We start from the raw sequence: 25,923 nt of genomic DNA, 5'->3' as shown, positions 1-25,923 counted from the left end.
GAAGGAATTCATTGCGTGTTTTCAAGGAAAAAGAAAGGAGACGAGGTATGGCGGATGAGAAACCCTTGGTGGCCGTGGTGATGGGGAGCAAGTCGGACGGGCCGGTGATGGAAGGCTGCACCCGGACCCTGGCCGAACTGGGAATCCCACACGAAGTGCGTGTGCTTTCGGCACACCGTACCCCGGAGGATACCCGACGGTTTGCGGAGGAAGCGGAAGAAAAGGGCCTCCGGGTCATTATCGCGGGGGCGGGATGGGCCGCACACCTGGCGGGATTCATCGCCGCCCACACGACCCTTCCCGTAATCGGCGTCCCCATTGATTCCTCTCCTTTAAAAGGAATAGACGCCTTGCTCTCAACAGTCCAGATGCCCCCGGGTATCCCCGTGGCCACCGTCTCCCTCGGTGCGGGAGGAGCCAAGAACGCCGCGGTGCTGGCCGGTGAAATCCTGGGGCTTACGGATAGCGCCGTTGCAGCCAGAATCAAGGCCTACCGGGAAAACCTGGCCCGGGAAGCCCGTGAACCGACAGGTGTATGGAATCCCTGAGACCATGGCCAGGATCATCCGGGTTTCAAGCGGCAAAGAGTCGGATCGGGGGATAGAACTGGGGGCCGAGGTATTGCTTAAGGGTGGGGCAGTGGTTTTCCCCACGGAATCGTTTTACGGCCTCGGTGTGAATGCCCTGGATGAGAAGGCCCTCCAGAGGCTTTTCCGGATCAAGGGGAGGCGAGAGGGACATCCCGTGCTGATTCTTATCCCTTCCGTGGATGTCCTCGAAAGATATGTGGCGCGAGTGCCCCCCCTGGCCCGGCGGCTCATGGAAAGATTCTGGCCCGGCGGGCTCACCCTGGTCCTGGAGGCCCGTCACGGCCTCTCACCCCTTTTGACCGGCGGCACGGGAAAGATCGGTATTAGACTCTCAAGCCACCCTGTCCCGACCAGGCTTGCCGCGGAAGTGGGCACGGCCATAACCGGAACCAGCGCCAACCCCACAGGAAGCCCGGCCTGCCGGAGCGCCCGGGAGGTCATGGAGACCCTCGGGGAAGAGGTGGATCTGATTCTTGACGGCGGCAGGACCCCGGGAGGAAAGGGGTCCACGGTACTTGATGTAACCGTCCATCCCCCCCGATTCATTCGGGAGGGGATGGTGGAAAAGGAAATCCTGGAACCTCACCTCGCCGCCTGTCCCTCCATTACTTTCGCTTCTTTTTGAGCCGCAGGGTCCCTGTCAAGTGTGCGGACCCGAAAGTGCTCCGGATCGTCTTGTTGATGGGGATGACATGCTTTTCCTGTTTGAAAACGCCTTCAAGTTCGATCGAATCGGGCGTGATCGTGGTCGACTCCGTTACGTTCGAGGCGTCGTTTACACCCATGCTGACCGTACTGGTGGCAGGCAGCGCACCGAATGAGAGTAATATACTGTACTTTAATTCCCCTTCCTTGGGTTCCTGATCGCTGAACTTCCCTCCCATGGAGTTTTGGAGATTTCGGGAAAGCTCCAAGAGTTGCTTGACTTGATTGCGCATCTCTTCCGGCATTTGGTTGAGCTCCTCCTCCGTCACCTGAACCCGTTCTTCTTTTTTTTCCGGAGGAATGATTTTGAGGCGCAGCAGGGTCTTTGTGGCTTTACTCCTTTCATCCCCTTCCCAGGTGTCCGAGGCCCGGCAGATGATGCTGGAAGAGCCCCTCAGTCCCTGGGGGGCTACGGGGAGGAAATCTGCCCGGGAAGAGCCGCTCGAATGGTAGGAAAACCCTCCGTAAGGGACGAGACGTTTGCCGCTTTCAGGGTCATCGGCGATCTCAGGATCAACGATGTTCTCTATGAAGCTGACGCTCAATTCCCCGCCTTCCCGGTGCTGGACCTTGCCGCCCATCCGGGCCTTCATTCCGCCTGAATTGGGATACAGGTACTCCCAGTCGCCGGCCCACGATGACTGGATATCCCATTTGATGTCAAGTTTTGCATCGCAACCGTACTCCTTGGCCGTGTAATCCACAAGGTTCGCTCCATTGAAGTCCTCGGTGGCAGTAGGATTGGCGAAGATAAACACGATTTCTTCCAGGTCTTCTTCAGGAAGGTCAAAGCAATAGTTGCGGAAATCTACCCCAGACCAGTCTTCCTGTACCTCGATTTCCCCGGCGATCTTGATGATCGCCCATACGGCCAGTTTGGGATGCCTCTTGTGAAGATTGGTCAGGTCAAAATCGATGGAACGGATGTGCTGCTTGTCCCCGGGTTTGAAATAGAACCGCTCCATGGTGAGGGAAAGGTACGAGAGATTCACCGGCGTGTTCACACTTCCGGCCACCGTGATTCGGTTGTTGGAGATGGAAGGTTTGGCAGGAAGAAATCTTCCGGGCCTGGCGCCGTCCCTGAAATACTTGGCCGGTTCCTCGTTATACATCCAGAGGGAGAATTCTTTAAATGCCTTTTCTACTCCCCCTGGGATGGTGTTGACGAAGGCCGTGAGGGCGGCGGATGATTCACAGGCACGCCATATTTTTCCGATGATATCCTTCCCGTGCTTCTGAACCAGGTACAGGGGCCACACGTAAGCCCCGTACTCGTGTTTCCCGTCTTCGAAGGCCAGGGATTTTCGCATCTTGAAGTTTTTGAAATACCAGTCGAGATATTGGTGTTCGATGTCATAGTCCGGGTAGATGAAATCTTCGCACCAGGTGGCCGTCATCTCCATCCACCAGCTGGCCTCGTTGCAGTCCATATTATATTGGATGGCGTGGAAGAACTCGTGGGCCGTGCTGTTTTGGATTTCTTTTTTGGACATGCCCTTGTTGATGAAAATGTGGACATAGGTCTTGTGATTAACCACAGGACCACCCACGGTCAGGCCCATGTCGCTCATATTCGCCAGGAATATATCCAGGCGTTGGTCTGTCCCGACCGCCCCACCGTCGGACTTGGGTTGCCTTCCCATGAGCGTGGTCTCTTTCTCGAAGACCTTGTCCTGGTCAAAGGATTCCAGGATCCATTGGGCCTGTTGCCGCTCATTTGAGCGGTACCAGATTTTCACTTTTCCGTTGGCGGCGTCGTAATGGTTGAGATTACCTGTATTGGGCATAGGAGGGGTTCCTGCATAGGCCAGGGAAAGGAAGCTGGTCTTCTTTTTTTTGTCAGCCTCCGGGCCTTTCATGTAAAAGCTTTCCGGGGAAAGCGGGTTTACCAGGAAAGGCCTGAGTTTGTTCCGGGCCGCAGGAGAGAGGGTATCCCACTTCTCTCTGATTTCTTTGAATAGAGTGGTGGCCCTTCGGGTCATCTTGTCAGAGGCATATTGGCGGGGGAGACCGTGATGCTTGAAAACGGCGTAGACCTGATAGATCAGGGCGGTTTCATAATCGATTTTACCGGCTTTTAAGTCCTCCAGGATGAGTTCGATCGAAGTTTTCGAGGTGGCTTTTGAGGTGGTTTTTGCTGAGGATTTTTCCCTTTTCTCCCCTTCTTTTCCGCCCGAGCAGCCCTGGAGCAGCAGGGCCGAGAAAAGAACGGACAACAGGAAAATTCCCATCAGGAAGACTTTTCGGCAAGGTCTCATGGTGTTTGCTCCTTTGGATCGTTCGATGGTTCAGAAAGAGGGCGGCCCGGGTCGGGAAACGGCCGACTTTTTCGATATCCATTTCTGTCAAGGACCTTTATAAATGCTCCAGCGGATTTCCGCAACCCCGGCGGATTCCACCTGAAGCCGGGGCCAGAGGGGGGTGGGCATGGAATCGGGGGTGAACGGGATGGTGGTCCAGGAGAGAGGTTGGAGGGAGCGGGTGAGTCCCCCGCTCCCTCCCGCCCCTGCGTGGAAGGCTATATGGTTCCCTTTTTGAATTGTTTCGGCTTAGGCAAGGGCTCAATGTCGTTCAGGGCCCTGTGGATCTCGTCCTCCGGCAGGGCATGGTCCGCAAGTTTGCCCCTGAGATAAGCCTCGTAGGCGGCCATGTCCACGAGGCCATGCCCGCTCCAGTTGAAAAGGATCACCTTTTCTTTCCCTTCTTCCTTGGCTTTCAGTGCTTCCCGTATGACCATCGCCACTGCATGGTCCGTTTCGGGGGCGCTGATGAACCCTTCAGTCCTGGCGAAGGTGATGCCGGCCTGGAAGGTCTCCAACTGAGGGATGGCTTCCGGCCTGATCAGACCGTCCATGATAAGCTGACTCACCGTCGGGGCCATCCCGTGGTACCTGAGGCCTCCGGCATGGATCGGTGCGGGCACGAAGCTGTGTCCCAGGGTGTGCATGGGCAGCAAGGGTGTCATCTGCACGGTATCCCCAAAATCGTAAGCGAAAGGCCCCTTGGTCATGGTGGGACAGGAGGTCGGCTCCACCGCGATTACGTCGATGTCCTTCCCGTTGATCTTGTCTCTCAGAAAGGGGAAGGATATGCCTGCAAAATTGCTTCCCCCGCCGGCGCAACCGATGACAACATCCGGGTAGTCTCCGGCTATGGCCATCTGCTTCTGGGCCTCCAGGCCGATGATGGTCTGGTGGAGCATAACGTGATTCAATACGCTTCCCAGGGAGTACTTCGCCTCGTCATCCTGAACCGCCAATTCCACTGCCTCACTGATGGCGATACCCAGGCTCCCAGGGGATTCGGGGTTCTCGGAGAGTATCATCTGGCCGGCCTTGGTCTCTGGGCTCGGGCTGGGCACGCAATTTGCACCCCAGGTCTCCATCATGATCCTTCGGTAAGGCTTTTGGTTGTAACTGATCTTCACCATGAACACTTTGCATTCAAGCCCGAAAAGGGCGCAGCACATGGAAAGAGCGCTGCCCCATTGTCCTGCCCCGGTTTCAGTGGTGATGCGCTTGGTGCCTGAGATTTTATTATAGTATGCCTGGGCCAGGGCGGTGTTGGGCTTATGACTGCCTGCCGGACTCACCCCCTCGTTCTTGAAATAGATCCTTGCGGGGGTATCCAGATACTTTTCAAGATTGAAGGCCCTATAGAGGGGCGAGGGCCGCCAGAGCATGTATTTTTCGAGCACCTCTTCCGGTATGTCGATCCAGCGCTGGGTACTCACCTCCTGTTCAATCAAGGGCATCGGGAAAATGGGAGACAGATCCTCGGGCCCAATGGGTTCACCGGTTCCAGGATGAAGCGGCGGCTCCATGGGAGTGGGCATATCTGCCAGTATATTGTACCATTGACGTGGAATCTCGGATTCGGGTAGAAAAATCTTTTTCCTGTCCATGCTCTCCCTCCTTCGTTTGATGATGGTTTTATTATCCCGCCCACGGGGGGGCTCCCAGCAGGCACCCAGGACCATAACCAGACCTTTGCAAAACGCTTAACTTTGCCCGATCTCCTCACCGTTGGTCTGAAACCGGGGATCAGCCTGGAAGGCGGGGAGTCGTCACTTCGTGCGGACAAATCTCAATCCTCGAAATACTCCAATGCATGGTGCCTCTGCCGCTTGGCATCCTAAGCGGGATGGTCGAAATTTTCCTTTCCCGTGACTTTGAACAAAATTAAACGTTTTGCAACCCGGATTGTGCAATTGCCAAGTTTGTCGAAGATGCAAGGCCCAAGGTGCGAAGACGTACTTTTGTACTTCGAGCGCCTTGCAACGCAGCAGATTCGGCAAAATCGGCAATCCCGAAGGGTGACAAATTTTGAATGAATTTGATGTTCCCGGACTGCACCTTTCTGGTGAATGCAATTTGGTTTGGAAAGATGTCCAACGGTCCGCAATCATTAAAGAAACAACTTCTTTCAAGATTTGTCATGCATAATCTGGGTTCAAAGGTCTCTTAACCGCAATGGCGGAAACTTCACAACGAGCCATGGAACCGTCTCCGGCAGGAGATCATCCAGGATTGAAGGCAGGAGAGCGGGAACATGCATCTCAGTAGAAAAGGGAGGAGAGTGATGAAACGCGGCGCTCGCACGGGGAAAGGTCGCAGGAACCCAAAACAACGCTGAAAGACCTGGATTATCTTTACATATCCGGTAGGAGATATGGGGTCAAGAAGGTTATTTTGGTTAGAAAATGGTGAGAAAAAATCACTGATTTTCCAGGGAAAGCAGGTAGGATCGAAGGTTCGTGCCGTTGTTTTTCAGTCCCAGCTTGGTGCGGATACTATGGCGGTGTGAGGAAACGGTATTCAGCGAAGTCCCCAGAAGATCCGCCATTTCCTTGTTGGTCAAACCCTCTTTGACGAGGTGGGCTATCCGGATCTCCATGGGGGTCAGGTTCAGGAATGTGGAGGAGAGGCGTGTCACAAGGGGAGAGACAATGCTGTTCAGGTTCGTCTCAAGGATTTCCACCAGAGTCATCTGTCCCTTGTCGAGCCCCGTCTTCTTCAATTTGGTAAGGTACGGGATCACGAGTTGTTTCACGTTGGAAAGGATGTTTTCCTTGTCCTCCTTTTCCTTTTCTTTTACCTGTTTGAGCAGGACCTTCAATGCGATGTTGGCTTCTTCAAGGCTCTTGGACTGGACCTTCAAACGAGTCTCGCTCTTCCTGAGTTCCCTCATCGCGGTTTTCAGAGGAGTGATGTCCCGACCCTCGGCGATGAGAAGGAGGATTTTTCCCGTATCATCCCGCACCGGCTTGAGCGAGAAGTCTATGTCCATCTGCCGACCGTCGGCGGCGGCATGGGTGGTCTCAAACCGCACAAGCTCCCCCTTGGCCGCCAGGCCCACAGCCCTTTTCAGCCGTTCGCGCTCCTTCTCGGACTGTTCCCACCAGGGTGTTTCCCAGAAGGGCATCCCCGTGATTTCGAGCTCCCGGGCCCCGATGAAATCCATAGCTGTCTTGTTTACCTTGAGCACTGTGCCGTCCAGTTTCAGGACGCCCGTAAACTGCAAGGTCTGATCGAATATGGCCCTTTGCATGGTCTCACTTTTCTTGAGGGCCTCTTCGGCCTGCTTCCGTTCAGCAATTTCCCTTTGTAACCGCTCGTTCGTTTTTGTCAGGCTGTCGGTACGTTCCCTTACCAGTTCTTCCAGATGATCACGGTGTCTTCTCAACTCCTCTTCCGCGCGCTTGCGTTCCGTTACGTCCACCCCGATGGCAAGAAAGTAATCGAGCCTTCCGTCCTCCTTGAGGATATGCCGGCTGTGCCACTCGACGATGAGTTCCCTGCCGTCCTTGGTGACCATTTTTCCCTCGTTGACGGTCGTTCCAGCTCCACGAAGATCCCGGAACACGGCCTTGAGGAAAGGCCATTCACTTCTGGGAACAAAGGTTTTCAAATAGTTTTTCCCGGCGACTTCTTCATGTGAGTATCCAAGGGTTTTTTGCATGGCCTCGTTGATCAGCAGTATTCGACCCTTTGCATCGATCGCCACGAACAGGGCTGGAGATGTCTTGATCAAAGTGGCATTGAATTCCTTCTCTTTGCGAAGGGCCTCTTCCATGCGCTTATAATCCGTCATGTCCCTGCTCACCACAGCCACCCTGGCCACGTTTCCCTGGGCATCCCTTACAGGGTCAACGGTTGTATCCATCCACCGGCCGTTCCAGCGGTCTTCGCAACGGTAAGGCTTTCCGGTTCGGACTACCTGCTCGTGCCAGGACTTCCTCCGGCTAGAGAGAGTTTCGGGAAGCAGATCAAATGCGTTTCGCCCGATAAGTTCCTCCACTCTTTTCCCAAAGGTATCGGCGGCCGTCTTGTTAAGGGCCAGGATCTTCCCTCCGGCATCAAGCAGCATGGCCCGGTCGTTGGGAGCATTCAAAAGTGCCCGGACCGTCTCCTCGCTCTTGATGAGTTCATCCTCAAGTCTCTTCCGCTGAAAGAATTCCGGGATTCCGAAAGGGCCGGGATCGCGGTCATCTGAGGGCGTTTCACCTTGATACCTGGCAATATGGTCCTTGATTCTTGAGGGAGGGGCCATGATGAAACGGCAACAATCATCGCCCATGGCGCGGCATTGCACTTCTGCGGCAACAAGAGAGACCCCGAAACTCTCTTCGCACCACCCGGAAGAATACCCCGCGTTCATCATGCACACGGGAAAATCCGTCTTCTCGCCTCTCTTGAGCCAGGCATCGGCCTCGAAGGAGAAGGGATGATCGTAAATCAGAAAGTAATTTTCGTCCGGGGTGGGACGGGATTCTTTAAATATCTTGACAAAAGCCCACCCGGTATAGGCGAAATGCACCGGGCCTGCGGAAAGCTTCTCGATGGGGTCCTTTACGCCCATCTTGGTGAAGAAACTCTTTGCATCAGCCTTTCCGATGGCATGGGCCAGATCGAATAAGAAACTCAGGGCCTCGGCCCTTGCCCGCCGGTCTCCCCGGTCCCGGTAAAGGGATGTTACAAGGTCGAAAAACTCCTTGGACATGGAGGCCGCTCTCACAAGGATGTATCGTTCCCCTGAGATTTCGATGCGCCCCCGGGAGGGATCTTCCAGCCTTTGATCAAAGTATCGTGCTACGTACTCCTCGGCATGGTTGAAGGCGGGCTGAAAGGAGAGGGGGACCTCTACCGTCCTGAGGGATCTTCTTTTTTCGCTCATTCTTTCCCCCAACTGGTGCTGTTTCAATAAAGGCCTGTGGGGACGCGCCCTTTATGGAGGCTGGTGAATGTATCGAAGAACTATTTGTTATTAATCCAGATTTGTTGCGCCTGTCAAACACCTTTTACAGGATCACGGGGGTCCCGGGCCGGGGCCGCGGGAAAGGATCAAAGGGCTGAAAGCAGGATCAGATCGAAAGTTCCAGAAAAAAGCACTTATATTGCAGTAACTCATAGTTTTCCCTTGACAATTTCGGAAAATTTCTATATGCAGATTTTTTTCGTACGGTCTCTCCTTCTAGAGCGTTTCTAAGGATAAAAAAATCTGTCCCGGTACAGGGAAGAGCATAGCGACCGACCTTATACTCTCGAGCGAAAAAAAGCGCGAACGAGTCTTGACTTCTCATCTCCCGCGATCTTCCCGCCCAAAATCCAATATCAAGGCCCTGTACGGATCCGTGGCGGGATCGGTATATGAATATGCCCTGTTGACGAGGGCAGACATGAAGATATCCGTTTTTGCGGCAAGGTTTCTCGGGCTGTTTGCTTTCTCCTCCATCCTTCTGTTTTCAGGGAAGATGGAATCGGTGGTGAAGGCCGGGGCGAAGGCTCTGGCGAATCCCTTAAAGAAAGTGATCTACGTGGATTCCTACCATGCCGAGTATGTGCCGGGCCGAATCATGCAGAGGGCCGCACGCCGAATCCTTGAGGCCTCCGGAGTGAAAATGGAGGTGGTCTATCTTGACGAAAAGCGGAAGAAATCACCGGAAATGCTCAAAAGGGCGGCCCTCAAGGCCAGGGAGGTCATAGAGAGGTGGAAGCCGGATCTTATCATTGCGGCCGATGACCCCGCCAACCCCGCCAACCAGTACCTCATTGTTCCCTATTATCGGGATTCGGATCTGCCCGTGGTTTTCATCGGAGTCAACTGGGATGCAGCCGTTTACGGATACCCATGCCGGAATGTCACCGGGCAGATTGAAGTGGAATTGATCATGGAACTCCTTGATGAACTTCGGAAGTACTCGCGGGGTGACCGAATCGGCATGATCAGCGGGGATACTCTTACCGATCGCAAGGCCCTCGGATATTACCTCCGTGTGCTCCACCTCCGTTTCGACCGAACCGCCCTCGTGGATGACTTCTTCCAATGGCGCAGGCAATACAAGACTATTCAGCGGGAAGTGGATATTCTTTTCTTTCGGAACAATTCCGGAATCAAGGGTTGGAACGACCGAGCCGCCGAGAAGTTCGTCATGGAAAACACGTGCGTTCCGACCGGAACGGTCTCGACCCATCTGGGGCGGTGGGTCTTGGTGAGTTTTGCGAAAGTCAATCAGGAGTTCGGTGAGTATGCCGCACGCACCGCACTCCGTATCCTGCACGGAGTGGCCCCCGATCGGATTCCCATAACCAGAAACAGGCAGGCGAGGATTCTGCTCAATATGGACTTGGCCAGAAAACTCGAAATCAAATTTCCCATGGAACTCATCGACAGGGCCACATTCATCAGAAAAGGGAGGCAGTGATGGGGAGAAATTCCATCACCTTTAAGTTGCTGGTCATCATCGCCATGGCCTTCGCAATCGCCGCGCTCTGCATCCTCCTCCTGGCGGATAACCGGCTGAAAACGATCCTGGATAAAAGCCAGAGAGCCGTGTATTTCGAGAAGATCGAAAATATCATCGGGATGCTTGAGAGAAGGGTTGACCGCCTCGAGGCTACTGGAATGAGGGCGGCCTATGATGAGGATTTCAAGGAATCCGCGTTGAAAGACTTGCGAAGGCTCCATTACAAGTCTCCAGGACAGGCCGTATCTCCGTTCATCCTGAAGGAAAACGGCGAGGTCGTTATGCATCCCCGTCTTTCCCGCGGCGACCGGTCCCTCGCTGAGAAAGGGTATGTCCGGGAGATGTTGAAGGAGAAGAGGGGAGAACTGGTTTTCATGAATTCCGCCGGGGAGAAGATCTGGTGTATCTTCTCCTTTTTCAAGGAATGGAGATGGATCGTCGGGTATGCGGTTCCGATTAAACTCAAATACGCCGACGGAGCCGCCTTCCGGAGGACCCTGGGTGAGATCCTTCTCGTGGTAACTCTCCTGGTGCTGGCGGTCCTTTTTGTGGTGATCAACCGCTTCACCAGGCCGGTTTCGACCCTTATCCAGGCTGCGGTCGAGATTGCTTCCGGCAACCTCAGCCATCCCATCGATACCGGCCGCAGGGACGAACTCGGCCTGCTGGCAAGGAGTTTCGCCCGAATGCGGGATGCCGTGAGGGAGAAAATTTCTGACCTTGCGGAGAAAAACAGTGAGCTGGTCCAGGAGATCTCTGAACGAAAGCACACCGAAGAGGCCCTTCGTGAAAGCGAGGAACGGTACCGGGCCCTGATCGAGGCCTCTCCCAACTTCATCCTCGTCATCCAGGAGGGCAGGATCGCATTCAACAACCCGGCCGCCGCCCGTATGCTCGGTTTTTCAGGATCCGGGGAGCTTATGGGCCTGGCAGCCGGGGATATAATGGATCCCCTTTCACTGGAGGCCATCACTTCCAGTGTAGAGAAAAGCGCGAAGGATGGGCAGGGCTCCTCCCCTGCCGAGATCGAGGTCATGAAGCAGGACGGCGGAAAGCTCCTTCTGGAGGCTGCGGCCCTGCCCATCGAATTCAGGGGAGAACCCGGGGTGCTCGTCATAGGAAACGACATATCGGAACGAAAGAAGGCCGAAGCGGAACTTATGCAGAGCGAGGAAAGGTACCGCTCCCTGGTGGAGAATACCCTGGAAGGGTTTTTCATGGCGGAGATTCCGTCCGGCCGCTTCCTGTTCCTCAACAGGCGGATCTGCAAACTATTCGGGTATTCCATGGAAGAAGCCCTTAAAATAACACTATGGGACGCCATCGCTCCTGCAGACCACGACCGTGTCCAGAGGCGGATCAAGGGATACCTTGTGGGAAAGACCGGGTCCTATACAACCGATATTTACCAGGCCTTGAGAAAGGACGGCTCATCATTCCGAGCCGAGGTTTCAGGATCCATCGTAACCTACGGAGGAAAATTCGTCATCCAAGGACTCCTGAGAGATATCACGGAGCAGGAGCGACTCCAGGAACAGCTCCAGAAGGCCCGGAAACTGGAGGCCATCGGCACCCTGGCCGGAGGGGTGGCGCATGATTTCAACAACATTCTTGGAATCATCATCGGAAATACGGATTTGGCCCTCACTGATACCCCTGAATGGAGCCCTATCCGCTACAATCTGGAGGAGATCAAGAAGGCAAGCTTCCGTGCCAGGGACGTCATCCAGCAGATCATGGCCTTCAGCAGGCACGTGGACCATAGCCTGCAGCCCCTCGATCTGGTCCCGCTCGTAAAGGAGTTTGTCAAACTCCTTCGCTCCTCTATCCCCACCACCGTCGATATCCGGTTGTCCGTCCCGGAAAAGACCCGGCAAATTTCGGCGGATCCTTCCCAGATCAATCAGGTCCTGATCAACCTCTGCATGAACTCGGCCCATGCCATGAAAGAGGATGGCGGAGTCCTGGAGATTTCAGTTGAGGATGTGCGAGTGGAGGCAGATCAAAGCGATCCGGACTTCCCGGATGCCGGGCAGGGCGACTATGTCCGGCTCACGGTACAGGATTCCGGACACGGGATCCCCCTGGAGATCCAAGGCAGGATTTTCGATCCCTATTTCACCACCAAGGATGTTGGCGAGGGATCCGGGATGGGACTCGCTGTGGCCCAGGGCATCGTAGAGAAACACGGAGGGAAAATTGCTTTTCGCAGCCAACCCGGGGAGGGTGCGGTTTTTCAAATCCTCTTTCCCGCCCTGGAAGCACGGCCCGCGGCTGAGACCGGACGCCGTAAACCCCTTCCCGGTGGAAAGGAGCGGATTCTCCTCGTGGATGATGAGCAGGCCGTAATCGGTGTTTACCATCCTTTGCTTGAAAAGCTTGGGTACCGGGTCCTTTCCAAGACGGAGAGCATTGAGGCCCTGGATGTCTTTCGCTCCAGTCCGGAAGGATTCGACTTGGTGATCACCGACCTGACCATGCCCAGATTGAGGGGTGATAGGCTGGCCCAGGAAATCATGGCGATCCGCCCAGATATCCCTATCATCCTGTGCACCGGGTACAGTGAAGGGATCCACGAGGAAAAGGCCCGGGAATTGGGTATCAAGGCCTTTGTTATGAAACCCATAGATATGACCACACTGGCAAAGACCGTACGGAGGGTGCTGGATGGATTGAAGGGATAGTTGGTATCCATCCATAAATGAGAAAATTTATGCAAGGTCAAATCTCTGGCCCGTAGGACCTACGTACGCCCCGGAGGGGAAGGAGAAAGATTGCCAAAATCGGCCTTATTGATGGAAACTAGTTAGAAACCGGTTTCCCGGTACTGCAAAAGAAAGGATAACCATGCCCCTGCTTGACGATACACCCTGTTTTTCAGAATCCGAAGCCTCCGAGATCGCCTTGGATCTTTTCGGGATCCGGGCTACAGCCTCCCCGCTACCCAGCGAGAGGGATCAGAATTTTCTCCTGGAAGCGGAGGGCGGTGAGCGTTACGTCCTCAAGATTGCAAACGCCAGGGAGGAGCGTGATTTTCTCGAAACCCAGAACCAGGCCCTGGTACACCTTGAAGGGAAGGTGCCCTTCTGTCCGAAGATATTCCCCTCCAGGACGGGAACCCTGATTTCAGAGGTCCGGTCCCCGGACGGAAAGACCCATTTCGTGCGGCTGGTATCCTTTCTCTCTGGCAGACCTCTTGGGCAGATAAGTCGCCATTCGAGTGACTTGTTTCAGGATCTCGGGCGGCGTGTTGCACAGCTGGACAGAGCCCTTGCCGATTTCGATCATCCCGGGGCACATAGGGCATTCCACTGGGACCTAGCCAGGGCCGAAGAGGTGATCGGGGAGTACGGCCCATTGATAAAGGAACCGGAAATTCGGAGGCTGGTCGAGCAGTGCATGGCGGAGTTTGAAAGAGATGTCCGACCCCTCCTTCCAGGGCTCAGGAAAAGCGTAATCCACAACGACGCCAATGATTACAACGTTATCGTAGGGGGAGGCCAGGATCTCTATTCCAGGGGGCAACGTGTCACTGGGATAATCGATTTCGGGGACATGGTTTACAGCTATACCGTGGCCGATCTGGCCGTGGCTCTGGCTTACGCCGTGTTAGACAAGCCCGATCCCCTGGGGGTTGCGGCCCAGGTGGTCGAAGGATACCACGCCGAATTTCCCCTCGAGGAGCCGGAAATCCGGGCGCTTTTTGGACTTGTGAAGATGCGCCTTTGCCTGAGCGCTTCCGTGGCGGCATGGCAGGTCAGACAGCGGCCGGAGGATGATTACCTTGTGGTGAGCCAGGGGCCGATTCGAAAAACACTGCCTGTTCTTTCAGCAATCCCCCCCCGGTTCGCCGAAGCGGTTTTAAGAGAGGCCTGCGGATTGGCCCCCGTTCCACGTGCCCTGGTCGTGACCGAGTGGCTCAAGGGCAGAAAAGAGCCCTACGCCCCGATACTGGGCTTTGATATGGAAAAGGAGCCTTGTATCGTCCTGGATTTGGGCGTCGGAAGCCCTCTCGTCAAGGGGGATCCCTCGGAAAACAGAGAGCCGGAACTTACAGAGAGAATTTTCGGAAAGATGGAGGAGACGGGTGCACTCGTGGGCATCGGCCGGTACAATGAAGCCCGACTCTACCACATGCCCCCCTTCAAGGTGGGAGAGGGCCCTGTGGGTGAGTACCGCACCGTTCACCTTGGAATGGATCTCTTCTCCCGCCCCGGGACCCCGGTCCATACTCCACTCCCCGGTATCATACATGCCTTTGCGGACAATAAGGAGGAACGCGATTACGGGCCTGTCGTTCTTTTGAGACATGAAACAAGCGACGGCATTCCATTTTTTACCCTTTACGGGCACCTGGACCGGGAATCCATCGCAGGTCTACAGGTGGGGATGCATCTGGAGGCCGGGGACCGAGTCGGGACCATAGGAACCCCGGATGTAAACGGCGGCTGGTCCCCCCATCTCCACTTCCAGATCATTATTGACTCCCTTGATCTCGATTGCGATTTCCCCGGCGTATGCCGGGCCGCTGAACGCAGGGTCTGGACCGCGTTCTCGCCCGATCCCAACCTCATCCTCCGGATTCCGGACAGACTTTTCCCGCCTCCGGAGCCGACCAAGGCGGAGACCCTGGCCCAGAGGAAGAAGAGAATCGGCCGGAATTTGAGCATCGGGTACCGGGACCCGGTCAAGGTGGTACGGGGCTGGATGCAGTACCTTTATGATGAGACGGGAAGGAAATACCTGGATGCATATAACAACGTGCCCCACGTGGGGCACTGCCACCCGAGGGTCGTAGAGGCCGCTTGCAGCCAGATGGGGGTGTTGAACACCAATACGAGATACCTGCACGACCACATCAACCGGCTTGCAGAGAAGCTGTGCAACACCTTGCCAAGGCCACTCAGCGTGTGCTTCTTCGTAAATTCGGCAAGTGAAGGCAATGAGCTGGCACTTCGCCTGGTTCGCGCCCATACGAAACGTAAGGATATGATCGTCCTGGAGGCGGCCTACCACGGTCATACCACCTCCCTGATCGATATCAGCCCTTACAAGCACGACGGCCCCGGAGGAGCCGGTGCTCCCGACTGGGTTCACAGGGCTCCGATCGCCGATACTTATCGCGGTCCTTATAAGCGGGACGATCCCGAGGCCGGTAAGAAGTACGCTCTTCACGTGAAACGGATCATCGAGGAATTGGAGGAGAAGGGCCGAGGACCGGCGGGATTCATAGCTGAGAGCTGCCCCAGCGTGGGGGGACAGATTTTTTTCCCCGAGGGGTACCTGTCCGAGGTCTACCGTCACGTGCGTGCAGCCGGGGGGCTCTGTATAGCGGACGAGGTCCAGACGGGATACGGCCGTATCGGAACCCACTTCTATGCCTTTGAGGCCCAGGGGGTGGTACCCGACATCGTGGTCCTCGGGAAACCCATCGGAAACGGGCACCCCTTAAGCGCGGTCATCACCACGCCCGAGATTGCGGCATCCTTTGATAACGGAATGGAGTTTTTCAGTACCTTCGGAGGAAACACAGTATCCTGCGCGGTAGGACTGGCGGTGCTTAACGTAGTACTGGAAGAAGATCTCCAGGCACATGCCCTTCACGTCGGCCGGAGGATGCTCGAAGGCCTCCGTCCTTTTGTGGAGCGGTATCCCATCGTGGGGGACGTTCGAGGGTCCGGCCTGTTCCTGGGTGTGGAACTCGTTAAAGACCGGGAAACCCTTGAACCGGCAGGCGAGGAAGCGGCCTTCATCGCCGATCGTATGCGGGAGGAGGGAATCCTGTTGGGGACCGACGGTCCATACCACAACGTGGTGAAGATCAGGCCTCCAATGCCTTTCTCCGAAAGGGACGCCGATTTCCTGGTTGAGACCATGGAGAAGATCCTGAGGGAGGACTTCAAGTAGTAGGTAGATTTTGAAAAAGGCCCGGAAACGCTGAAATACCATTTATGGATGGAAATAAAACAATGGAGGGTGGAAGGCCATGGGCGAAGATAGAAGAATAACCGATTGGATTCCCCTGATAAACAAATTGGTCTGGCCTTTTTTCATAGTAATCTTACTTTTGGTTTTCAATCAAGAAGCCGGTGAAGTGTACAATATAATACTTAAAAGCATAAAGTCAGGTAGGAGTGTGGAAATAGGGGGATTTTTGAAACTCGGCGAGGCTGCCAAACGAACCGAGATCCGAGATTTAACAACTGAAAATATATCAATAAAAGCCGTCGGTGGTCATGCAGGAGCAATAAGAAAGAGTTCAGAGCTTTACCTTATGAGATTGAAACGAGAACTCCGGAATAATCCGTCAAAGACCATCAATACGCTGATATTGTCAAATGGTCCTAGGTATTCAGTGGATCTGCTGAAACAATATATAAGTACTCTTGGTTTGCAATTCGTTGTTTTTCAGCATAGAGGGAAATTCGATGGTTGGATCCCATCAAGTACATTTGTAGCCCAACTGCCAAGAGAAGACAGGGCCGTAGATTATTATAGACTTAAGGATATGATCGTTGGTATTAACAAAGAAACAGTGGAACAAAATGCTTCTGTAATGACTGTGCTGGAAAAAATGCAAAAAATGCATACGGACTCCATCCCTGTGATCGACTCAAACAAGAATTGGTTGTTTTTCGCTAACAGAGGGGAAATTCTTACCCGTCTGTTGACCACTATTATTCTGGAAAAACATGTGTGATGGTCTGGTAAACGAAGTCTATTGGCAGTTGAACACAGTACAAGGATTTTCGCGTAAGTTGGGAAGATGAAAGGGGCGATCCCTTCCCGGGAATGCATTAAACCTTATCTTTCAAAAGGAGATGAAATGGCGGATTTCAATAGTGCTTTTGAAAAGATGATAAAAAATGAGGGTGGTTATGTTTTGCACAGGGTTTCCGGCGACCGGGGAGGTGAAACCTACGCGGGAATCGCCAGAAACTATCACCCGAACTGGAATGGTTGGGAACTGATAGATAAAAACGATTTGGAAAATCCACAGCTCACCCAGATGGTGCGTGATTTTTACAAAGATAACTTTTGGGACAAAATCAAAGGAGATGATCTCACCAAACAAAGAATCGCGGAGAGTCTGTTTGATTTTTCGGTGAACGCCGGGGTTAGAACCGCATCAAAGCTTGCTCAGATCGTTGTCGGCGCTACACCTGACGGGGTTATCGGCCCAAAATCGATCGCAAAGCTGAACGAGGCCGGGGAAGAGACCTTTGTAACCAAATATGCTTTGGCAAAAGTGGCGCGTTATGCGGAAATTTGTAATCGTGATCCAAGCCAGAAGAAGTTTCTCCTTGGATGGATCAATCGAACATTGGGGGCATTGGCATGAATTTGTTAGGTATTGGAAGTATTATACAAGGTGTGGGAAAGATCGCAGATGACCTTTTCACTTCAGATGAAGAGCGGTTAAAGATCGCCTTGAAAGAAAAGGAAATCGAGGCTGAATTGGTGAAAGGTCAACTTGAGATCAATAGAGCCGAGGCCCAACATAAAAGCATTTTTGTGGCCGGTTGGCGGCCGTTTATCGGTTGGGTCGGCGGATTGGCTTTGGCCTATCAGTTCATAATTTATCCGTTGATGGTTTGGCTCTGGACCCTTTCTCAGGCGAATAATTGGATATCTGCTGAGATAAAGCCTCCGCCCGTATTCCAGGCAGGTCCGTTGTTCGCCATCGTTACAGGAATGCTTGGTATTGGAGGCATGCGAAGCTTTGATAAACTCAAAAAAACCCAGACAGACAGAATTAGATGACAACCATAATCCACCGGTTTTGCTGTCAGGTCCCGGCTGTGCCAAGGGTGTTGCATGGTGGTGCCACGATATTCATGTTCGATTGTGTCAGCGGATCATGGCCGATGGATCGCGGCTGAACACATGATCTCTAAGGTTAAAACCCGATGACAAAACGTCGAGGAACCGAAGAAAATAATGGTCCATCCGATAAAATAGCGCTTCATGTTCCATTTCATGGAATAGGCGCCGATACAGGTGGCGATGGTGAATATCACATAGGTCCACAGGATGCTCCACCACCCCAATCCCTTATAGAATCCTTTGGCCGTGATGGAGTATTTCCCGCCCAAGGCGTAAAAGGCATGGCTGATGGCACCCGTGCCACCTTCGGGTACATTGAACACCCATAATTATCACGGCCCGCGTATCTTCACCCCGTTTGTCTTCCGAAGGTACGTACCAAAGTCGATACTTGACGAGGTCTTCGCACTCCTCCACGCTTTGGGTGGCCGAAATGGTCCTGAGCGTTGTGATCCCCCGTTTGAACGCCGCTACCGTCCTGCACCGCAAGGGGCGGGACCTCGATATGAATTCCAGGAGGAGTTCGGGGGTAAAATACAGGTAGTCGTCGAACACTATGTATTCGTCCCTGTCGTCAATGAGCGCGAGGTCTGCCACTGGCACGGGGGACAGGTCCACCTTTTCCATGGCCTCCTGCTGAAGGCTGGCCAAGGGCCGGTTCACGATCAGACACTCGCGAGGGTGGTCGTCGAAAGGTTCCAGCTTCCCGTCGGACATCAAGATATAGGCTTTCATCTGCCTTGTCTCCTTGGGGGTCGTGCAGTTCGACCCTTCTCTCTACCCATTTCGAGACGCTCTCCCGGGCCGCCCTGCCGGGATGCCCTGTAGCTTGCGGAGGGGAGCTTTATCGATACGATTTCGCTGTTTGGTGTGTCCACGATTCCGGGAAAGAAGGCCACTCGGAGCACAACGAGATGTTGTGACTAACCAGAAAGGAGTTTCAGGGGTTGGAAAAAGAGCTTTCGGGTCAATAAAAAAGGCTTAGAAATCGATCTAAGCCCTTGATCTTCTAAGACCTTTGAAAAGCGTTCTCTTTTGTCCAACATTATTGTCAGGCTCAACCCAAGGGTCCCCCCGGAAGGTGGGGTGTCGTCGTTGAACGCGGACAAATTAGAATCCTCGGAATACTCAGTGTATTCTTGCGGTTAAAATTTTCGCCTTCCTTGACCTTGAACAAAATCGAACGTTTTTCAATTCTTTCCTATGGTGGGCGATGCGCGACTCGAACGCGCGACCTCTGGTTCCGGAGACCAACGCTCTATCCAACTGAGCTAATCGCCCACAATATAATTAATAATCTTTCTACCAGGTTTGTATCTTCAGGTCAACAGCCAACCTGAGGAAATGTCCGGCCGTGATCAGTGCATCATTCGAGATATGCTCCCGGAAGGCGGAGGGTCGTCGCTGCGTGCGGACAAATTTTAATCCTTGAAACACATAAATTTTTCGCCTTCCTTGACCTTGAATAAAATTGCCTGTTTATGGATGGACACCAGTTAATTTGAATTAATAAAAAGAAGAAAAAATCTTGACAGTTAGAGATGATCATTTCTATAATTTTTCCGTAATGTTACCATTGAGTACCGTCCGTGTACCTTGAAATGACCGGAATTTTACTAACAGGACGGTCCAAGGAGAAGACGGAGACTTGATGACGGACATTCACTGTAACCGGTGGATACAGGGAGACCTTTGAAAAACCAACGAGAAACGGAGCCCGACCATGGACAAGGAAGATAGGCCCTTGGACGATGAGGTGCTGAAGGACGAGGAGTTGCTCGATTTTGACCTTGATGAACTGTCGCTGGAGGAGGAGGACAAGGAAGCCGGCGGGGAGGAGGTCATCGAACTCGTTGACCTCGTGGAGAAGGGCCCGGAATTTCAAACGACCGCAGAGGAAGACCTGGAAGTTCAAAAGGGGGTGGATTCCGACAGTGATCAAATTCCTCCCGGTGAACAAGAGTCAGAGCATGAGGAGGGGGATCTTGCCGAAACTTTGCATGAAGAGAGCCCTGATTTCGGGGCGGGACTCCAGCCTGATGAAGAGGGTGTAGGGGAGATCTCCGAAGGGGAACTTGAAGACGCCCTATTGGAAAAGGCCGTGGACGACCTGGACCTTGAAATCGAGGAAGAAGAAGCGAAAGAGGGCGTCTCCTTGGATGAAGAGGAGATCAGCGCTGAGGACTTAGCGGGGATTCTGGAGGAAGAACCCGAGGAGGGTGCTGATGAGCTGATTACCGGTGATGAGGCGGATCTTGGCGAGGGCGAGGATGAAATCAGTGAATCAGATCTCGAAGGTTTGCTCGAAGAGGTAAGCCCTTCTGCTGCGGAGCTGGAGCCCGGAGGGATGGAAACGGACGAAGTGTCGGCCGGGGGCCTGGAAGAGACGCCGGCCAAGGAGATGGAGACCACCGGGGACCCAGAGGAGATCACCGAGGAGGATCTCGAGAAGATGCTCAGCGAGGAAATTCCCGGGGAAGCGGACCTGGCGGCCGATGAGATAGGGGCTCCTTTACCGGAACCCGAAGGGGATCTGGAAGCAACCCCTATGACCGGCGAGGGTGTTCCCGGGGAGGAAGGGGTTGCTGCGGTCGAACAGGAAGCCGGCCCCCCTGAAACCATTCCGGAGCCCGCATCGGTCCTTGGCAGGGAAGAGCTCGAGGCCATGGTGGCTCCCGTGGTCAAGGAGGCGGTGGATAGGGCCGTGCGCGAAGTTATGGAGGAGAGGCTGGAGAGATTTCTCGGGGAAGCCGTGGACCGGATCCGGGAAGGACTCGAGCCCACAATGAAACAGGCCGTACGGGAATTGAGTGAAAACACTGCCCGGGAGACCATGGCTGAAGTAGCGGAGAAGCTCATCACCGAGGCGATCGATTCTCTCCGAAAGAGCCTTGATACCTCCTCGGACTAGTTGCAGCAAAAAAGAACTTTGAAATTCGGACGTTTTGTGTTTAGTTAAGGGGTTGCAGTTGCTGCGGCCCCTTTTCTATATGATTTTTTAGGAGTGTAACCCATGCATGACGAGATTATGCCCAAGGCCTATGAATCGAGAGACGTGGAAATCCGGTGGTACCGGTACTGGGAAGAGAACGGTCTTTTCAAGGGAGAGGAAAGGTCTGAACGGGAACCTTTCTGCATCGTCATCCCCCCGCCCAATGTTACGGGCTCGCTTCATATGGGGCATGCCCTCAACAATACCCTGCAGGACATCCTCATCCGCTACAAGCGAATGAAGGGGTTTAATACCCTGTGGCAACCGGGCACCGATCACGCCGGTATCGCCACCCAGAACGTGGTGGAAAGGGATCTGGCCGCTAAAGGGTTGGACCGGCACCAGGTGGGAAGGGATAAATTCATAGAACTGGTCTGGGAGTGGAGGGAAAAATACGGGGGGGTGATTCTCAATCAGCTCAAGAGGCTGGGTTGTTCCTGCGATTGGAGCCGCGAGCGGTTTACCATGGATGAAGGATTGTCACGGGCCGTGAGACAGGTATTCGTTCAACTTTACGAGGAGGGCCTTATTTACAGGGGCGACTATATCATCAACTGGTGCCCGAGGTGCCAGACGGCCTTGGCGGATCTTGAAGTGGAACATGCCGAGATGGACAGCTTCCTTTATTTTGTGCGCTATCCCTTCGAAAATGGGGAGGGATCCCTTACCGTGGCCACGACGCGTCCCGAGACCCTTCTCGGGGATACGGCGGTGGCCGTCCATCCCGATGATGAACGCTATAGTAACCTCTCGGGCGCCAAGGTGCTCCTGCCGGTGCTGAACAAGCCCATACCCGTGATCTTCGACCGTTACGTGGACATGGAGTTCGGTACCGGTGCCCTCAAGATCACACCCGCCCACGACCCCAACGACTTCGAGATCGGGAACAAGCACGGCCTCGAACGTATCAAGGTGATCGACGAGCGGGGACGGATGAATAAGTTGGCGGGTCCCTACGAGGGAATGGACCGTTTCGAATGCAGGGAAAAGATCGTGGCCGATTTGGAGACGGCCGGTCTCCTTGAGAAGGTGGAGCCTTACCGGAACGCCGTGGGGCATTGTTACCGGTGTAAGACCATGATCGAGCCTCTCCTCTCCAAGCAATGGTTCGTAAAGGTCGGACCCCTGGCGGAGGAGGCCGTTCGGGCGGTCCGGGAGGGCCGTACTAAAATCGTACCCTCCAATTGGGAGGCGGTGTACTATGAGTGGATGACCAATATCAAGGACTGGTGTATATCCCGGCAGATCTGGTGGGGCCATCGCATTCCGGCCTGGTATTGCAGGGAGTGCGGGGAGGTGACCGTGGCCAGGGAAACGCCAGAACAGTGCCGTTTCTGCGGTAGTGGGCACATCGAGCAGGAGACCGACGTGCTGGACACCTGGTTCAGCTCGGCCCTCTGGCCCTTTTCCACCCTTGGCTGGCCCGACCGGACCGATGCGCTTGAGACCTTTTATCCCACCTCGGTGCTCATCACGGGTTTCGACATCCTTTTTTTCTGGGTGGCAAGAATGATGATGATGGGGCTTCACTTCATGGGAGACGTCCCTTTCAAGGATGTTTATATCCATGCCCTGGTCAGAGACGCAGAAGGGAAGAAGATGAGCAAATCCAAGGGGAATGTGATCGATCCCCTGGAGGTCATGGACCGGTTCGGCACGGACGCATTCCGGTTCACCCTTGCCGCCCTGGCCGCCCAGGGACGGGATGTCAAGCTCTCTGAGGAAAGGATATCGGGATACCGGCATTTCGTGAACAAGATTTGGAATTCGGCCCGGCTCGCCCTCATGAACCTGGAAGGAGACGAGGGCAACGCCCCGGAAACTCTTCAATATACGCTGCCCGACCGCTGGATCCTGACAAGGATCGGTCAGGTGAGCGCCGAGATTTCCCGGGCACTGGACGAGTATCGATTCAACGACGCGGCGGGACTCTGTTACCAGTTCGCCTGGCACGAGTACTGTGACTGGTACCTGGAAATGGCCAAACAGGGCCTTTATTCCACCGATCCCATCCTGAAGGGATCAGCCCGCCATGTGGTCCGCGAGACCCTCAAGGCCGTCCTGAGGTTCCTGCATCCCTTCATGCCCTTTGTCACCGAGGAGATCTGGCACAGGCTTCCAGGGACGGAAGGCAGCATCATGGTCGCACCTTTTCCACAACCCGGAGAGTTCCCGCAGGATTTGGAGGCCCTCTCGGAAATGGAGCTGATCATGGGGGTTGTCACGGGGATCCGGAATATCAGGGGGGAGATGAATATCGCGCCCTCCAAGAAGGTGAGCATCGCCATCGAGGCCCCGCGCAAGGAGGATGCGGACGTTTTGCGGGGGAACATGGACTATATTCGAAGCCTGGCCAGGATCGATTCCGCGACCGTGGAAACAAAGATTGCCAAGCCCGAGGCCTCTGCCACGGCGGTTTTTGGTGAAAACCAGGTTCACGTGCTCCTGAAGGGGCTTCTGGATTTCGAGGAGGAGAAAAAGCGGCTTAAGAAGGAAATCCGTAAGATCGAGAAGGACCTGGAAGCGGCCCGGAAGAAGCTCTCGAACGAGCAGTTCATGTCCAAGGCCCCCGAGGACATAGTGGCAAAGGTGAGGGAAAAGGTTGAAACAGGAGATGCGAAACTAAGGAAACTCCATCAAAACCTCTCTTTTTTCGAGTCGATCCATGAATGATTTTTCCTTTTCATTGGACCCCCTTCTCCGAAGGGTTCTCGAGGAGGATATCGGTCCCGGGGATATCACCACGGAGGCCTTGATCGAACCCGATTCACAGGGAAGCGCTATTCTCATCGCCAAGGAGGAATTGGTACTGGCGGGGTTGAAAGTCTTTAACCGGGTCTTCGAACTCTTGTCTCCCGACATTCGGATGGAGCCCTATCACCGAGACGGGGATCGGGTTCAGGGGGGCGAGAAAGTCTGCCGGCTCAAGGGTGGGATCCGGGGTATCCTTATGGGAGAGCGCACGGCCTTGAACCTGTTGCAGCGAATGAGCGGAATCGCCACCTTGACGCACCGTTTCGTGGAAAGAGCCGGTTCTTCGAAGGTCAGGGTGACGGACACCCGGAAGACAGTCCCGGGCCTGCGGTATCTGGACAAGTATGCCGTCAGGATGGGAGGCGGGTATAATCACCGCATGGGCCTCTATGACGGCGTCCTGATCAAGGACAACCATATCGCCGCCGCGGGCTCCATCGGGCGTGCAGTGGAACTGGCCAGGGCCGGGATACCCCATACCCTGAAAATTGAGGTCGAGGTGGAAGACCTGGCGGGACTCAAGGAGGCCATTCAGGCGGGTGCGGACGCCGTGCTCCTGGACAACATGAGTGTCGAACAGATGAGGGAGGCCGTCAAGATCGCGGGGGGAAAGGTCCTTGTCGAGGCATCTGGAGGAATCGACCTTGATTCCATTGGGGAAGTGGCCGGGACCGGGGTGGATATCATCTCGGTCGGGGCCCTGACCCATTCGGTCCGGGCTGTGGATTTGAGCTTGGAGTTGGAGCAGGTTGCTTCCTGAACCCCCAAGGCGGGACCCCTGACCTGAACTGGGCTCCCCCTGTGTTATTCCAGAAACCGGGCGGCGAAAAGGGGCAAGGTGAAGGCGGAGCGGTGGACTTGTGGAGTATAATACTTCAGCCCCGGAAGCCGCAAAGCCCTTTCTTCGTCGATATCCTCTAATGGATCCCGCCCGAGAGAACAGAAGTAGAACCCTATGGTCCCGCTCGGGTAAGTGGGGACAAGGGTGTAATAGTATCCCGTCTTGGGGAAGAGTTCTTTCGCAAAGGAGTGAACCCCGCGGATGACGTCTTCATGGAGGTAAATGGATTCACATTGGGTGACTGCAATACCCTGCCCCCTCAAGCATTGCTTCATGTCCTCGTAAAAGGGTCTCTGGAATAAGATCTGGCCGGGCCCAAGGGGATCGGTCGAATCAACGATGATGATATCGTAAGAGTCTGGATGTTCCTTCACGAAACGGGCGCCGTCTTCATAAAAGACCTCAACCCGGGGGTCATCAAAAGAGGAGGCCAGGGAAGGCAAGTAACGGCGGCAGGATTCGACCACCTGTCTGTCTATTTCACATACATGGACGGACTCCACCTCTGCATGTTTGACGACCTCCCTTACGGTGCCGCCGTCCCCCCCGCCGATGACCAGTACCCTTGAAGGTTTCGGGTGCAGCAGGAGGGGAACGTGGACGATCATTTCATGGTAAGCGTGCTCGTCGTATTCCGTGAGCATGGTAATCCCATCGATGACGAGCATCCTTCCAAGCTTTTCGGTTTCAAAGATTACGATCTCCTGGAAATCGGAACGGGCATGATAGAGGACGTTTTTGATCCTGATGTGAAGACTGCATCCGTGCCCGAACTCGATACTGTCTTGAAACCACAAGTCCACGATCTGGTTGTTTTTGGGATCAAAATCCACCAGTCCGATATTCATTTCTTTTGTATCCACCATTAGGTTCCTCGCGAAAAGGGGATTTGAACAACGTGAAGCCACCTGGGCGAATATAGGAAAAGATCCCATGACGGTCAACAGGAAATTGCCGGACCAGGAGACCGTGTTCGGGAGGCGTTCTAGCAGGTAAGGGGTTTGAGGTTTTATTTGTTGACGAGGGGCCTTTCAAGCCTTTATAGGTAAGGGGGAGTAATCCGGGGCGTGGATCCCGGTTCTTTTTGACCAAGTACTGTTCCGACCCGCCGGGGAAGCAGCCGTTTTCGGGTCGTGAAAAAATGAGAATCAGGAGGAAAGAACAATATGGCAAGACACAAGAAGATCGAGCGCAGGCGAGAGATAGAACGCCGCCGCAGGCGAAGGCAGAAGAGGTTGAAGCAACGGAACAGAGAAAAATTTGGTGCATCGTCCTCCCGCTAAGGGGGCTAAGCTATGGATGGCGGGATACGGGGTTCCATCCATCGCCGGGACTTTTCGCCCCCGGACCCTTTCAGCCGATGATCTTAGATCGCTGACCGGGTTCCTGAGTGGCCCGCCCGAAAAGGTTGGGCTTGGACCTTTCCCGGGGCGCCGGGGGACAAGAGTTCGGCCGTCCAGGGATGAAT

16 protein-coding genes and 1 tRNA gene are annotated in these 25,923 nt (G+C 54.4%); 11 read left to right on the top strand and 6 right to left on the bottom strand.

The window, feature by feature from the left end:
* Window positions 1-47 precede the first annotated feature (47 nt).
* Window positions 48-548, top strand: coding sequence for a 5-(carboxyamino)imidazole ribonucleotide mutase (purE, locus tag JRF57_07895; GenBank protein MBW2303617.1), 501 nt, complete (start codon window positions 48-50; stop codon window positions 546-548).
* Window positions 520-1,215, top strand: a complete 696-nt coding sequence (locus JRF57_07890) for a threonylcarbamoyl-AMP synthase (GenBank protein MBW2303616.1) — start codon at window positions 520-522, stop codon at window positions 1,213-1,215. Before purE ends, JRF57_07890 begins: the two co-directional genes overlap by 29 nt.
* Here JRF57_07890 and JRF57_07885 read toward each other — a convergent pair.
* The 3 genes from JRF57_07885 to JRF57_07875 form a co-directional block, all read right to left on the bottom strand.
* On the bottom strand, window positions 1,196-3,553 hold the full coding sequence (locus JRF57_07885; protein ID MBW2303615.1) for a hypothetical protein: 2,358 nt from the start codon (window positions 3,551-3,553) through the stop codon (window positions 1,196-1,198). The two genes, JRF57_07890 and JRF57_07885, sit on opposite strands and share 20 nt — an antisense overlap.
* 260 nt (window positions 3,554-3,813) lie before the next feature.
* On the bottom strand, window positions 3,814-5,199 hold the full coding sequence (locus tag JRF57_07880) for a TrpB-like pyridoxal phosphate-dependent enzyme (protein MBW2303614.1): 1,386 nt from the start codon (window positions 5,197-5,199) through the stop codon (window positions 3,814-3,816).
* An 812-nt stretch (window positions 5,200-6,011) separates the two neighbouring features.
* Window positions 6,012-8,471 (bottom strand): PAS domain S-box protein, encoded by a 2,460-nt coding sequence (locus JRF57_07875; protein ID MBW2303613.1) that lies wholly within the window; start codon window positions 8,469-8,471, stop codon window positions 6,012-6,014.
* A 502-nt stretch (window positions 8,472-8,973) separates the two neighbouring features.
* Here JRF57_07875 and JRF57_07870 point away from each other — a divergent pair.
* The 6 genes from JRF57_07870 (at window position 8,974) to JRF57_07845 (ending at window position 17,805) form a co-directional block, all read left to right on the top strand.
* The gene (locus JRF57_07870) at window positions 8,974-9,999 is read left to right on the top strand and encodes a hypothetical protein (GenBank protein ID MBW2303612.1); all 1,026 of its coding nucleotides are present in this window, start codon (window positions 8,974-8,976) and stop codon (window positions 9,997-9,999) included.
* Window positions 9,999-12,725 (top strand): PAS domain S-box protein, encoded by a 2,727-nt coding sequence (locus JRF57_07865; protein MBW2303611.1) that lies wholly within the window; start codon window positions 9,999-10,001, stop codon window positions 12,723-12,725. Before JRF57_07870 ends, JRF57_07865 begins: the two co-directional genes overlap by 1 nt.
* A gap of 163 nt (window positions 12,726-12,888) precedes the next feature.
* Window positions 12,889-15,948, top strand: coding sequence for an aminotransferase class III-fold pyridoxal phosphate-dependent enzyme (locus tag JRF57_07860; GenBank protein ID MBW2303610.1), 3,060 nt, complete (start codon window positions 12,889-12,891; stop codon window positions 15,946-15,948).
* A gap of 79 nt (window positions 15,949-16,027) precedes the next feature.
* Entirely contained in the window at window positions 16,028-16,741 is a 714-nt protein-coding gene (locus JRF57_07855; GenBank protein ID MBW2303609.1) for a hypothetical protein, read from the top strand.
* 126 nt (window positions 16,742-16,867) lie between these two features.
* Window positions 16,868-17,383 carry an N-acetylmuramidase gene (locus tag JRF57_07850; protein ID MBW2303608.1) on the top strand — a complete coding sequence of 172 codons (516 nt, stop codon included), beginning with the start codon at window positions 16,868-16,870 and terminating at the stop codon, window positions 17,381-17,383.
* Entirely contained in the window at window positions 17,380-17,805 is a 426-nt protein-coding gene (locus JRF57_07845) for a holin family protein (GenBank protein ID MBW2303607.1), read from the top strand. Before JRF57_07850 ends, JRF57_07845 begins: the two co-directional genes overlap by 4 nt.
* 291 nt (window positions 17,806-18,096) lie before the next feature.
* On the opposite strand, the gene JRF57_07840 is transcribed toward JRF57_07845, so the two are convergent.
* Together JRF57_07840 and JRF57_07835 are read right to left on the bottom strand one after the other, a co-directional pair.
* Window positions 18,097-18,603, bottom strand: a complete 507-nt coding sequence (locus tag JRF57_07840) for a hypothetical protein (protein MBW2303606.1) — start codon at window positions 18,601-18,603, stop codon at window positions 18,097-18,099.
* A 469-nt stretch (window positions 18,604-19,072) separates the two neighbouring features.
* Window positions 19,073-19,149, bottom strand: a tRNA-Arg gene (locus tag JRF57_07835).
* A 442-nt stretch (window positions 19,150-19,591) separates the two neighbouring features.
* Here JRF57_07835 and JRF57_07830 point away from each other — a divergent pair.
* The 3 genes from JRF57_07830 (at window position 19,592) to nadC (ending at window position 24,374) form a co-directional block, all read left to right on the top strand.
* Window positions 19,592-20,779, top strand: coding sequence for a hypothetical protein (locus JRF57_07830; protein MBW2303605.1), 1,188 nt, complete (start codon window positions 19,592-19,594; stop codon window positions 20,777-20,779).
* Window positions 20,780-20,881: 102 nt separating this feature from the next.
* The gene (locus JRF57_07825; protein MBW2303604.1) at window positions 20,882-23,533 is read left to right on the top strand and encodes a valine--tRNA ligase; all 2,652 of its coding nucleotides are present in this window, start codon (window positions 20,882-20,884) and stop codon (window positions 23,531-23,533) included.
* On the top strand, window positions 23,526-24,374 hold the full coding sequence (gene nadC, locus JRF57_07820; protein MBW2303603.1) for a carboxylating nicotinate-nucleotide diphosphorylase: 849 nt from the start codon (window positions 23,526-23,528) through the stop codon (window positions 24,372-24,374). The genes JRF57_07825 and nadC overlap by 8 nt, the downstream gene beginning before the upstream one ends.
* 44 nt (window positions 24,375-24,418) lie before the next feature.
* Here nadC and speE read toward each other — a convergent pair whose 3' ends face one another.
* Window positions 24,419-25,258, bottom strand: coding sequence for a polyamine aminopropyltransferase (gene speE / locus JRF57_07815; protein ID MBW2303602.1), 840 nt, complete (start codon window positions 25,256-25,258; stop codon window positions 24,419-24,421).
* Window positions 25,259-25,923: the final 665 nt, after the last annotated feature.

The sequence above is a fragment of the Deltaproteobacteria bacterium genome (assembly GCA_019310525.1).
GTDB lineage: Bacteria > Desulfobacterota > DSM-4660 > Desulfatiglandales > HGW-15 > JAFDEE01.
The sequence above is the reverse complement of the archived record's forward strand: the minus strand, read 5'-3'. Positions and strand labels throughout refer to the sequence as shown.

Bases quoted from the DNA above. Each gene is read 5' to 3' on its own strand.
- nadC (MBW2303603.1), top strand. From the start codon at position 23,526: ATGAATGATTTTTCCTTTTCATTGGACCCCCTTCTCCGAAGGGTTCTC.
- JRF57_07865 (MBW2303611.1), top strand. From the start codon at position 9,999: ATGGGGAGAAATTCCATCACCTTTAAGTTGCTGGTCATCATCGCCATG.
- JRF57_07825 (MBW2303604.1), top strand. From the start codon at position 20,882: ATGCATGACGAGATTATGCCCAAGGCCTATGAATCGAGAGACGTGGAA.
- JRF57_07880 (MBW2303614.1), bottom strand. From the start codon at position 5,199: ATGGACAGGAAAAAGATTTTTCTACCCGAATCCGAGATTCCACGTCAA.
- purE (MBW2303617.1), top strand. From the start codon at position 48: ATGGCGGATGAGAAACCCTTGGTGGCCGTGGTGATGGGGAGCAAGTCG.
- JRF57_07875 (MBW2303613.1), bottom strand. From the start codon at position 8,471: ATGAGCGAAAAAAGAAGATCCCTCAGGACGGTAGAGGTCCCCCTCTCC.
- JRF57_07830 (MBW2303605.1), top strand. From the start codon at position 19,592: ATGGACAAGGAAGATAGGCCCTTGGACGATGAGGTGCTGAAGGACGAG.
- JRF57_07870 (MBW2303612.1), top strand. From the start codon at position 8,974: ATGAAGATATCCGTTTTTGCGGCAAGGTTTCTCGGGCTGTTTGCTTTC.
- JRF57_07860 (MBW2303610.1), top strand. From the start codon at position 12,889: ATGCCCCTGCTTGACGATACACCCTGTTTTTCAGAATCCGAAGCCTCC.
- JRF57_07840 (MBW2303606.1), bottom strand. From the start codon at position 18,603: ATGAAAGCCTATATCTTGATGTCCGACGGGAAGCTGGAACCTTTCGAC.
- JRF57_07850 (MBW2303608.1), top strand. From the start codon at position 16,868: ATGGCGGATTTCAATAGTGCTTTTGAAAAGATGATAAAAAATGAGGGT.
- JRF57_07855 (MBW2303609.1), top strand. From the start codon at position 16,028: ATGGGCGAAGATAGAAGAATAACCGATTGGATTCCCCTGATAAACAAA.
- JRF57_07845 (MBW2303607.1), top strand. From the start codon at position 17,380: ATGAATTTGTTAGGTATTGGAAGTATTATACAAGGTGTGGGAAAGATC.
- JRF57_07885 (MBW2303615.1), bottom strand. From the start codon at position 3,553: ATGAGACCTTGCCGAAAAGTCTTCCTGATGGGAATTTTCCTGTTGTCC.